The sequence below is a fragment of the Aeromonas sp. FDAARGOS 1408 genome (assembly GCF_019048665.1).
GTDB lineage: Bacteria > Pseudomonadota > Gammaproteobacteria > Enterobacterales > Aeromonadaceae > Aeromonas > Aeromonas dhakensis.
In genome coordinates this window covers 2,325,404-2,338,160 of the sequence record NZ_CP077394.1, presented here as the reverse complement: position 1 = coordinate 2,338,160, position 12,757 = coordinate 2,325,404, and the positions used below count along the sequence as shown (strand labels likewise).

General features: G+C 60.6%; 2 protein-coding genes. Both read left to right on the top strand.

What is annotated here, in order from left to right; all coding sequences use genetic code 11:
* Positions 1-3: 3 nt before the first annotated feature.
* Complete coding sequence (locus tag I6L38_RS10680; protein ID WP_017766670.1) at positions 4-1,929, top strand: LapD/MoxY N-terminal periplasmic domain-containing protein; 1,926 nt, start codon at positions 4-6, stop codon at positions 1,927-1,929.
* A 266-nt stretch (positions 1,930-2,195) separates the two neighbouring features.
* Positions 2,196-12,728 (top strand): retention module-containing protein, encoded by a 10,533-nt coding sequence (locus I6L38_RS22645; protein ID WP_254204205.1) that lies wholly within the window; start codon positions 2,196-2,198, stop codon positions 12,726-12,728.
* The last annotated feature ends 29 nt before the right edge of the window (positions 12,729-12,757 follow it).

Here is a 12,757-nt window from a genome sequence, read left to right as displayed (position 1 = left end):
CCTATGACGCTCTACAGACAATTATTGGCAACCATGTTGATCCTGTTCGGGTTGTTGTTTGCAGCTACCTATTGGGTGCAATTCAACTCGACTCGTACCTATCTGGCCCAACAGCAGGAAACCACCGTCATCAATACAGCCACGTCTCTGGGGCTGGCACTGACCCCTTATTTGGAAAATGGTGACAAGGTGGGGGCGGAGTCCGTCATTCAGGCGATATTTGACGGGGGATATTATCGTCTGGTCCGTCTGGACTTGCTGGCTTCCAAAGATGTCATCGAGCAGGAAAATACCAATAACATTCAAGGTGTTCCCCAATGGTTCATCAATCTTGGGTTGTTTCCCGAGGTATCCAATGAGTCGATCCTGACGTCGGGCTGGCTGCAACTGGGTAAATTGAAGGTCGTTGGTCATCCCGGCCAGGCCTATTACGAGTTGTGGCGCGGAATGAGTGAGCTTGCCAGCTGGTTCCTGATAGGTTTTCTGATCACCACCATCTTGCTCATGCGGGCACTCAACTACCTGCTCAAGCCGCTCAAGCAGATTTGTGAGCAGGCCGTCGAGATAGAGCTGCATCACTTTGGTCATGCCATTCCCGAACCCAAGACCCATGAATTGAAACAGGTGGTTCAGGCCATCAACACCCTCTCCAGCAAGTTGGCCGTGCAATTCAAAGAGCAGGCCGACGAGGCTGAAAAACTGCGGGAGCGGGTCTACGTCGACGCCGTCTCCGGCTTGGGCAACCGGGCTTATTTCGTGGGTCAGGTCAACGCCTGGATTGCAGAGGCTGGTCAAGGGGGGGTCATGCTGGTTGCCGTCGACATGCTGGACGAGCTGTACCGCGAAGAGGGATTTGCTGCGCGTGACAACATGGTCAAATCGATAGCCCAGGCTTTGAAAGAACAATTGAAAGGGTGGGATGGCTCTGCTGTGGCGCGGATCTCGGCAACGGAATATGCCCTGTTGTGCCCGACAGATGACCTTTCCCAATTGAAGGATTTGGCTGAAGTGATCAACAGTCGCATCGCCGATCTGGTGGTAAATCCCATGGGTGAGGGGGGCGCCTTGTCCGTCATTGGTATTGCTGGCCGAGATGGCAATGATGATTTGTCGGCACTGCTGACCAAGGCTGACAATGCGCTGGGCCGGGCCCGCAATGAACGTCGTGGTGCCGTGGTCATGGAAGGGGGCACAGATCAGGGGTTGATGGGACGCCTGGCCTGGCGTGATCTGGTTCAGGATGCGATTGCACGGCATTTGTGGCGTTTCAAGGCGCAGCCAGCCTGCCGGTTTGATAATGGTCTGCGTATGCATGCAGAACTGTTTGCCTCCATCTCTCGCGATGGTACCGATTATTTCGCAGGCCAGTTCCTGCCTGCCATCGAGCAGTTCAAGCTGGGTGGTGAGTTTGACCAGGCAATACTGGATGCGTCAGTTCCATTACTGCAGCAGCAACCTGATCTGGTCCTTGCGGTCAATATTACGGCTGGCTCGCTGTGCTCAGATGAATTCCGTACTTGGCTGACCGGTTATCTGAGCGACAATGCCGGATTGAAAGAGCGCTTGCTGTTCGAGATCCCTGAAGCCGCCATCATGAAGCACAAGGAGCATGTGACCGCTCTGGTTAATGTTCTGCAAGAGCATGACTTTCAGTGGGGGGTGGATCACTATGGACGCCACTTCCAGTCACTGGGCTATCTGGAGGAGCTTGCACCTTCCTATGTCAAGGTTGACCACGGTTATACCAGCCAGGTCATGGAGCCTGGGGCTGATACTTCCTTCCTGGCTGCGGTATGTCGTGCCGCCCACAATGCCGGCGTTACAACCATTGCGACCAGAGTGGAAGATCAACACCAGGTTGAGTTGCTCTCAAAGCTTCATATCGATGGTTACCAGGGCTTTGTACACCCGGCATTTCCGTTGCCGTGAGCATGACCAAGTATTTCAGGGGCCCACAAGGGCCCCTTTTTTATTCGAAAAATTAATAAGCATGCTTATTCTCAGTTTCATTAGACTAGATGGCTTCATTTGGTATCGCGCAACTGATTGATTTGACGATATAAAAAAGAACATTCGATTTCGTACATTTCCCCTCCCCAGTTTTGACACGAATCCCATACATTTTTGCAACGGATGCAAGAAGCACGGACATCTATGGTGTAGACATCGAGATCCGTCACGTTGGAGCAATGGACATGCGTACCCAAATCATCGACAAAACCGTTGTGGTTTCTGCAGTTGAAGGCAATGTGCAAATCGTGCTGGCTGATGGAAGCAGCCGCCCTCTGCAAAAAGGAGAGATCCTGCAACCCGGGGCAAAGCTCAACATTGCAGATGATGCCAAATTGTTATTGGCGCCCTACGATGATTCACCGGCGGCTGCCACACCGGATGCTCCTGCCCATGATGCGCCTGCTACCGGCCAGCCACCGGCTCCGGATGCCGGAAATGCGGCCTCTCCTGATATAGCCGCCTTGCAAAAGTCGATTTTGCAAGGGGTTGACCCGACGCAAAACTTTGAAGCGTCAGCTGCGGGTGGTGCTCCGGCTGCAGGTGGTGGCGGTGGGATCGGTGGGGTTGCTGGAGCCAGCGGTAACGGTGGTTTTGTAACCATCGACAGGATTGGCGATGCCACTATCGCCGCCGCCGGGTTTGACACTACCTACCAAGCTGAGCCGGTGGTGGATACCCAGCAGATAGCGGAGCCCTTGCTGGTCAATGAGCTGACGGATCAGGGAGAGCAACTGACCGTTGCTGAAGACGGATCTCTGAGTGGTAATCTGCTGGATAACACGGTGAATACCGATGGGCCGCAGGCTGCGTCAGTACTGATCTTCAGCTGGGGGGACAATGCCAATATAGCTGCCGGTACCAGCGTGACCATCGATGGGATAGGCACACTCATCGTCAATACGGATGGCAGCTTCACATTCACACCGGCCCCCAACTACGATGGCGCCGTTCCACCAGTGATATATACCGTGACTGATGGCACCGACACGGTGCAATCCACCTTGGAGTTGACGATGACCCCCATCAATGATCTCGCCGATGAGGGAGAGAGTGTGGTGGTGACGGAAGATGTAGCTGTATCGGGCAATCTGCTTGCCAACACCATCGACAATGATGGTCCGCAGGCGGCTTCCGTGTCTGAATTTAGCTGGGGTGGGGTTGCCAATGCCACCCTAGGTACACCTGTCAGCCTGGCAGGGATCGGTACTCTGCTGATCAATGCGGATGGTAGCTATCAGTTCACGCCGGCTCCCAATTATGATGGTCCCGTTCCCGCCGTCAGCTACACCGTCACCGATGGTGTAGATACCGTCCAATCCACTTTGACCATCACTATCACGCCGGTTGATGAACCGGTCGAACTGGCTGGTTTGCAGGTGGAAGGGGGAGAGCTGACGCTCAATGAAGCCTCTTTGGCAGATGGCAGTAATCCCAATGCAGCAGCCTTGACCCAGAGCGGTATTTTTACCTTCAATGCGGCCGATGGTGTCCAGAGCTTGACCCTGGGTGGTGTTGCACTGATCACCAATGGACAAACCATCACTTCGTTCCCGCAAACCATCGCCAGCCCGTTGGGCAATCAGTTGACTGTTACGGGCATCAATTACAACCCTGCAACTGGAACGGGGAGCGTGAGTTACAGCTATACGCTGAACGACAGCGAGACACACACTCAACCAGCTAACGATGCATCACTGGTGGAGAGTTTCAATGTTGTGCTGGTCGATCCTGATGGTGACACGGCCAATGGCAGTCTGGATGTCGTCATTCTGGATGATGTTCCCAGTGTCACCCTGACTTCCAATACGCAAGGGCTGGGTACGGTATCCGTCGACGAGAGCCTGGTCAGCCTGGGCGGGGTGGGCGGTGACGGGGTGGCCAGTGCCAGCCTGAGCGCGGCCGACGTGCAGGCCCAGTTCAACCCGGCCTTCGGGGCCGACGGGGCGGGCAGCATCGGCTACAGCCTGGCGCTGAGCGGCAGCAACGTGGCGAGCGGCCTCTATGCGGTGGATCCGCTGGCCGCCAACGGCCAGGGGGCGGCCATCCTGCTCAATCAGGTGGGCAACGTCATTACCGGCAGCGCGGGCGGGGTGGATTACTTCACCCTGACCATCAACCCGACCACCGGGGAAGTGACCCTGGCCCTGCTGGACAACGTCTGGCATGGCGACACCAGCAATGCAGATGACAGCGTGGCACTGACCGTGGGGCAGGGCGTACTGACCCTGGTGCAGACCGTGACCGACGCCGATGGCGACCGTGCCAGTGCGGCGGTGGATCTGGGCGCCAACAGCGTGTTCCGCTTTGAGGATGATGGCCCGCGGGCTGGCCTCGCAGAAGAAGCGCCGAGCCTGGGGGCGACCGTGGACGAGAGCCTGGTCAGCCTGGGCGGGGTGGGCGGCGACGGGGTGGCCAGTGCCAGCCTGAGCGCGGCCGACGTGCAGGCCCAGTTCAACCCGGCCTTCGGGGCCGACGGGGCGGGCAGCATTGGTTACAGCCTGGCGCTGAGCGGCAGCAACGTGGCAAGCGGCCTCTATGCGGTGGATCCGCTGGCCGCCAACGGCCAGGGGGCGGCCATCCTGCTCAATCAGGTGGGCAACGTCATCACCGGCAGCGCCGGCGGGGTGGATTACTTCACCCTGACCATCAACCAGACCACCGGGGAAGTGACCCTGGCCCTGCTGGACAACGTCTGGCATGGCGATACCAGCAATGCAGATGACAGCGTGGCGCTGACCGTGGGGCAGGGCGTACTGACCCTGGTGCAGACCGTGACTGACGCCGATGGCGACCGTGCCAGTGCGGCGGTGGATCTGGGTGCCAACAGCGTGTTCCGCTTCGAGGATGATGGCCCGCGGGCTGGCCTCGCAGAAGAAGCGCCGAGCCTGGGGGCGACCGTGGACGAGAGCCTGGTCAGCCTGGGCGGGGTGGGCGGCGACGGGGTGGCCAGTGCCAGCCTGAGCGCGGCCGACGTGCAGGCCCAGTTCAACCCGGCCTTCGGGGCCGACGGGGCAGGCAGCATCGGCTACAGCCTGGCGCTGAGCGGCAGCAACGTGGCAAGCGGCCTCTATGCGGTGGATCCGCTGGCTGCCAACGGCCAGGGGGCGGCCATCCTGCTCAATCAGGTGGGCAACGTCATCACCGGCAGCGCGGGCGGGGTGGATTACTTCACCCTGACCATCAACCCGAGCACCGGGGAAGTGACCCTGGCCCTGCTGGACAACGTCTGGCATGGCAACACCAGCAATGCAGATGACAGCGTGGCGCTGACCGTGGGGCAGGGCGTGCTGACCCTGGTGCAGACCGTGACCGACGCCGATGGCGATCGTGCAAGTGCGGCGGTGGATCTGGGCGCCAACAGCGTGTTCCGCTTCGAGGATGACGGCCCGAGCGTGACCATCAATGCGGTGGCGGACGGTGGCATCACCCTGACCACCCAGGATGCGCAGACCATCGGTGCGGCCAGTGACACGGCGACCGGCAGCTTTGCGGCGGCGTTCCTGGCGGCGGCGGTGCCGAACTATGGGGCGGACGGTGCGGGCAGCACCACGGTGAGCGGCTACAGCCTGAGCGTGACCGACAGCAACAGCGGGCTGACCAGCAACGGGCTGGCCATCACCCTGACCAAGGTGGGCAACGACATCGTGGGCTCGACCACGGACGGGGAGGTGTTCCGCATCAGCGTGGCGAGCAATGGCACGGTGACGCTGACGCAGTCGGCGGAGCTGGACCATCTGCCGGAGGACGTGGACAACAGCAACGACAACAACCTCATCAGCCTGGCCAATGGCAAGGTGCTGCTGAGTGCGACCGTGACGGTGGTGGATGGCGACAACGACACCGCGACCGGGACGGTGAGTGCGGACCTGGGCGGCAACATCAACTTTGAGGACGATGTGCCGAGCGTGACCATCAATGCAGTGGCAGACGGTGGCATCACCCTGACCACCCAGGATGCGCAGACCATCGGTGCGGCCAGTGACACGGCGACCGGCAGCTTTGCAGCGGCGTTCTTGGCCGCGGCGGTGCCGAACTATGGGGCGGACGGTGCGGGCACCACCACGGTGAGCGGCTACAGCCTGAGCGTGACCGACAGCAACAGCGGGCTGACCAGCAACGGGCTGGCCATCACCCTGACCAAGGTGGGCAACGACATCGTGGGCTCGACCACGGACGGGGAGGTGTTCCGCATCAGCGTGGCGAGCAATGGCACGGTGACGCTGACGCAGTCGGCGGAGCTGGACCATCTGCCGGAGGACGTGGACAGCAGCAACGACAACAACCTCATCAGCCTGGCCAATGGCAAGGTGCTGCTGAGTGCGACCGTGACGGTGGTGGATGGCGACAACGACACTGCGACCGGGACGGTGAGTGCGGACCTGGGCGGCAACATCAACTTTGAAGACGATGTGCCGAGCGTGACCATCAATGCAGTGGCAGACGGTGGCATCACCCTGACCACCCAGGATGCGCAGACCATCGGTGCGGCCAGTGACACGGCGACCGGCAGCTTTGCAGCGGCGTTCTTGGCCGCGGCGGTGCCGAACTATGGGGCGGACGGTGCGGGCACCACCACGGTGAGCGGCTACAGCCTGAGCGTGACCGACAGCAACAGCGGGCTGACCAGCAACGGGCTGGCCATCACCCTGACCAAGGTGGGCAACGACATCGTGGGCTCGACCACGGACGGGGAGGTGTTCCGCATCAGCGTGGCGAGCAATGGCACGGTGACGCTGACGCAGTCGGCGGAGCTGGACCATCTGCCGGAGGACGTGGACAGCAGCAACGACAACAACCTCATCAGCCTGGCCAATGGCAAGGTGCTGCTGAGTGCGACCGTGACGGTGGTGGATGGCGACAACGACACTGCGACCGGGACGGTGAGTGCGGACCTGGGCGGCAACATCAACTTTGAAGACGATGTGCCGAGCGTGACCATCAATGCGGTGGCGGACGGTGGCATCACCCTGACCACCCAGGATGCGCAGACCATCGGTGCGGCCAGTGACACGGCGACCGGCAGCTTTGCGGCGGCGTTCCTGGCGGCGGCGGTGCCGAACTATGGGGCGGACGGTGCGGGCACCACCACGGTGAGCGGCTACAGCCTGAGCGTGACCGACAGCAACAGCGGGCTGACCAGCAACGGGCTGGCCATCACCCTGACCAAGGTGGGCAACGACATCGTGGGCTCGACCACGGACGGGGAGGTGTTCCGCATCAGCGTGGCGAGCAATGGCACGGTGACGCTGACGCAGTCGGCGGAGCTGGACCATCTGCCGGAGGACGTGGACAGCAGCAATGACAACAACCTCATCAGCCTGGCCAATGGCAAGGTGCTGCTGAGTGCGACCGTGACGGTGGTGGATGGCGACAACGACACTGCGACCGGGACGGTGAGTGCGGACCTGGGCGGCAACATCAACTTTGAAGACGATGTGCCGAGCGTGACCATCAATGCAGTGGCAGACGGTGGCATCACCCTGACCACCCAGGATGCGCAGACCATCGGTGCGGCCAGTGACACGGCGACCGGCAGCTTTGCAGCGGCGTTCTTGGCCGCGGCGGTGCCGAACTATGGGGCGGACGGTGCGGGCACCACCACGGTGAGCGGCTACAGCCTGAGCGTGACCGACAGCAACAGCGGGCTGACCAGCAACGGGCTGGCCATCACCCTGACCAAGGTGGGCAACGACATCGTGGGCTCGACCACGGACGGGGAGGTGTTCCGCATCAGCGTGGCGAGCAATGGCACGGTGACGCTGACGCAGTCGGCGGAGCTGGACCATCTGCCGGAGGACGTGGACAGCAGCAACGACAACAACCTCATCAGCCTGGCCAATGGCAAGGTGCTGCTGAGTGCGACCGTGACGGTGGTGGATGGCGACAACGACACTGCGACCGGGACGGTGAGTGCGGACCTGGGCGGCAACATCAACTTTGAAGACGATGTGCCGAGCGTGACCATCAATGCGGTGGCGGACGGTGGCATCACCCTGACCACCCAGGATGCGCAGACCATCGGTGCGGCCAGTGACACGGCGACCGGCAGCTTTGCGGCGGCGTTCCTGGCGGCGGCGGTGCCGAACTATGGGGCGGACGGTGCGGGCACCACCACGGTGAGCGGCTACAGCCTGAGCGTGACCGACAGCAACAGCGGGCTGACCAGCAACGGGCTGGCCATCACCCTGACCAAGGTGGGCAACGACATCGTGGGCTCGACCACGGACGGGGAGGTGTTCCGCATCAGCGTGGCGAGCAATGGCACGGTGACGCTGACGCAGTCGGCGGAGCTGGACCATCTGCCGGAGGACGTGGACAGCAGCAATGACAACAACCTCATCAGCCTGGCCAATGGCAAGGTGCTGCTGAGTGCGACCGTGACGGTGGTGGATGGCGACAACGACACTGCGACCGGGACGGTGAGTGCGGACCTGGGCGGCAACATCAACTTTGAAGACGATGTGCCGAGCGTGACCATCAATGCGGTGGCGGACGGTGGCATCACCCTGACCACCCAGGATGCGCAGACCATCGGTGCGGCCAGTGACACGGCGACCGGCAGCTTTGCGGCGGCGTTCCTGGCGGCGGCGGTGCCGAACTATGGGGCGGACGGTGCGGGCACCACCACGGTGAGCGGCTACAGCCTGAGCGTGACCGACAGCAACAGCGGGCTGACCAGCAACGGGCTGGCCATCACCCTGACCAAGGTGGGCAACGACATCGTGGGCTCGACCACGGACGGGGAGGTGTTCCGCATCAGCGTGGCGAGCAATGGCACGGTGACGCTGACGCAGTCGGCGGAGCTGGACCATCTGCCGGAGGACGTGGACAGCAGCAATGACAACAACCTCATCAGCCTGGCCAATGGCAAGGTGCTGCTGAGTGCGACCGTGACGGTGGTGGATGGCGACAACGACACCGCGACCGGGACGGTGAGTGCGGACCTGGGCGGCAACATCAACTTTGAAGACGATGTGCCGAGCGTGACCATCAATGCGGTGGCGGACGGTGGCATCACCCTGACCACCCAGGATGCGCAGACCATCGGTGCGGCCAGTGACACGGCGACCGGCAGCTTTGCAGCGGCGTTCTTGGCCGCGGCGGTGCCGAACTATGGGGCGGACGGTGCGGGCACCACCACGGTGAGCGGCTACAGCCTGAGCGTGACCGACAGCAACAGCGGGCTGACCAGCAACGGGCTGGCCATCACCCTGACCAAGGTGGGCAACGACATCGTGGGCTCGACCACGGACGGGGAAGTGTTCCGCATCAGCGTGGCGAGCAATGGCACGGTGACGCTGACGCAGTCGGCGGAGCTGGACCATCTGCCGGAGGACGTGGACAACAGCAACGACAACAACCTCATCAGCCTGGCCAATGGCAAGGTGCTGCTGAGTGCGACCGTGACGGTGGTGGATGGCGACAACGACACCGCGACCGGGACGGTGAGTGCGGACCTGGGCGGCAACATCAACTTTGAGGACGATGTGCCGACAGCCAAGGACAACAGCATCGTCATTACTGAGGCGGGCTTGCCGCCTTTCAACCTCGTGATGGTGATCGATACCTCGGGCAGCATGTTGTGGCAGATAGGTACGACGTCAAATGGCTCGCCAAACCGTCTGGAACTGGCCAAAGATGCCCTGAACCACATGATCGAATCGTATGTGGCGCTGGGGGTTCCATTGGTCATTACGGTCATTGATTTTGCCAGTGGTGCAGTCCTGATCCCGCAAACCAGTGATCCTGATGTGGCCAAGGCCAGCATTTCTGGTTTGCCAACGGATGGCGGTGGTACCAACTACAATGCCCCCTTGGTACTGGCACAGAATCAACTGACAACGGATTTGGCAAACCCTGCCTTGGCCGGGTATGAAACCAAGGTCTATTTCCTGTCGGATGGTGCGCCCAATGAAGGCAATGTCCCCGCCGGCTGGACCAGCTTTGTGAACAACAACAACGTTGAAGTTTACGCCGTTGGTCTGAACGTGAGCGGCAATGCTTCGGCGATCGCCCAGCTGGGACTGGTGGAGGACAACGGGGATGCGGTGACGCTGGTCAACAATATCTATGACCTGGATGCCACTTTGCAGGCGACTGTGCCGCCTCCTGCCACTGGCAATGTGATCACGGATGTGGATGCGACTGCCGGCGTGGACAGTGCAGGCGCGGATGCCCCCGCAACCGTGTTCCAGGTCAGCTTCACCGTCAGCAATCCGGCTGCGTATGTGGGGGTTGCCGACAGCATCAATGGCAATGTCGTGACCTTCCTGGTGCAAGGAGGAACAACGGGTCCCATGACTACGCCTCTGGGTGGCCAGTTGGTGGTCAATGCCGACGGCTCCTACTCCTACACACCGCCCAATGATGTAGCAGTGGATACGTTGGAGACCTTTACCTACACCATAGTGGATGCAGATGGTGACACCTCCAGTGCCTTGCTGAAGATACTGGTGCTGGATACCACACCGATCACGGCCTCCGTGTTCGAGGATGGTTTGCCCACCGGCTTGCCTGGCAACGACCCGTCCCTGACAACCGTGGGCGGCTCACTGGCCCATATGGTGATTGACAGTGCCGGCGTCAGTTTCGGTGTTGGCAGCACAGCCGGCTTGCCGGCGTTGACCTCAGGCGGTGTGCCGATCACCTACAGCATCGTTCATGGTGTCGGGGTGGATACCCTGGTGGCCATGGCCGGCAGCAAACCGATCTTTACGCTGGCGGTGGAGGCGGATGGTGATTACACCTTCACCCTGCAGGGGCCGATAGATCATGCTCAGGCTGATGGCAATGATCTGGAACTGAAGGCGTTGAACCTCTCCAGTGCGATCACTGCCCATGAAGGACCGGACAATGTGACTCTGGTACGGGATTTCATCGTGCAGGTTGAAGATGATGTGCCCCTTGTCATGACGCCCGCAATGGGAGTCATGTTGAACCAGTCCGGGCTTACTGAGACCTTCCTGCTGGATGGCGATGGCTCGCTGTTGAACAACTACGGGGCTGATGGTGGTTCGATCCGCTTTGACAGCAGTCTGAATGGCAGCAGTGGCCTGACCTCGGGTGGCTTGCCCATCACCTATGCCTTGTCGTCGGATGGTATCACCCTGACCGCTACAACGGCGGCCGGCACCGTGTTCATTGCCACCCTGCAACCTGCATCCGGGACTTATCAGATCCAGATGATTGGCGAAGTGGACGGCGGGCAAACCACCATCGACTTCAACGGCGGGGGTTACGACTTCGTTGGCGGCAATGCATCCTGGGCCGGTTTTAATACGGCAGCGAATGACAACAGCAAGGATCTGCTGCTGACGGCGATGACCAATGGTGTGGATGGCGGTACCGTCAACACCTCTGCCAACACGGGGGGGATCAGTAGCGGTTCATCCGTCGGGTCGGGTGAGGCGATGCGGATAGACTTTGTCATCGATCTGACCGGCAACCCGGTCAGTGGTGGCTCCTACGGCGTCCTGGCGAACCAGACCCATGCCTTTGAGGCTCACTACGATGTAAATGGTGCCTCCGCCATGTTTACGGCGATCAATAGCAGCTCCAGTGTAAAACTGGTAGCCCGTCAGGATGTGGACAATGACAACGATATTGGCGATGGCAACAAGGAGTCACTGACCGCCGTGGCGATCAGCTATAACGGTTCAACCAGGATTGTCAGTATCGGAGCCGGCATGTCCCAGGTTGTCTCGGTGGGAGGCCACAGCTTCACGGTCAACTTTACCGATGACGATCCGACCGCTGGTGTGGCTTATGTCGCGACAGTTGCCGGGGTGATCTCCAATACCAAACTGGCGGCGTATACCGCAGATGGTTACAACAGCCTGGAGTTCCACTATGCCGCAGGGAGCACCTTCAAGATTGGCGACTTCGGCTCCAGCGTGGCGACTCCGGGTATTCCGGTCAACTTGCAGTTGCCGGTCACACTGACAGACGGCGATGGCGATGCCGTTCACAGCAACATCGGTCTGAGCCTGCTGCCGGATGCCCCCTTTACCGTGGACTACGAAGACTCCGCCAGCGCGGTGAATGTGACCCTGACCAGTACGCAAGGGCATGCCATCGGGTCCGACTTTGGAGACAGCATCACGGGCAACAGCCTGGACAACATCCTGTCGGGTGGTGATGGTGATGATCTGCTGTACGGGATGGGAGGCAAAGACACCCTGGTTGGCGGGTCGGGCAATGATGTGCTGGATGGTGGCAGCGGCAACGATACCCTCTATGGGGAATCCGGCAATGACACCCTGATCGGCGGAATTGGCAACGACATATTGCAAGGAGGAGATGGCAACGATCTGTTGATCGGTGGTCTGGGCAGCGACACCATGACGGGGGGCGCTGGCAGCGATACCTTCAAGTGGATTGCTGGCGATGCGGATGGCAGTACCGACACCATTACCGACTTCACGCTGGGCAACCCGTCCAACGGGGGGGATGTGCTGGATCTGTCGGATCTGCTGGTCGGTGTCCCCTCGGGGTTCAACAACAATGATCTGGCCACGGTGCTCAACAACTATCTGCAGTTCGACACCACGACCAACAAGCTGACCATAGACACGAACGGATCGGCGAGTGGTGGCTCTCAATTGACCGTCCAGTTCCAGGGCAACCTGGATCTGGATCAAAACGGAGGGCTCACAACCAACCACGACATCATCAAGCAGCTGCTGGATGACGGCAACCTCAAGGTTGATCCGTAACCAGCGAACGGGGCCGGGCCATGCCTGGC

Coding starts and splice junctions, on each gene's coding strand:
- I6L38_RS10680 (WP_017766670.1), top strand. CDS start 4: ATGACGCTCTACAGACAATTATTGGCAACCATGTTGATCCTGTTCGGG.
- I6L38_RS22645 (WP_254204205.1), top strand. CDS start 2,196: ATGCGTACCCAAATCATCGACAAAACCGTTGTGGTTTCTGCAGTTGAA.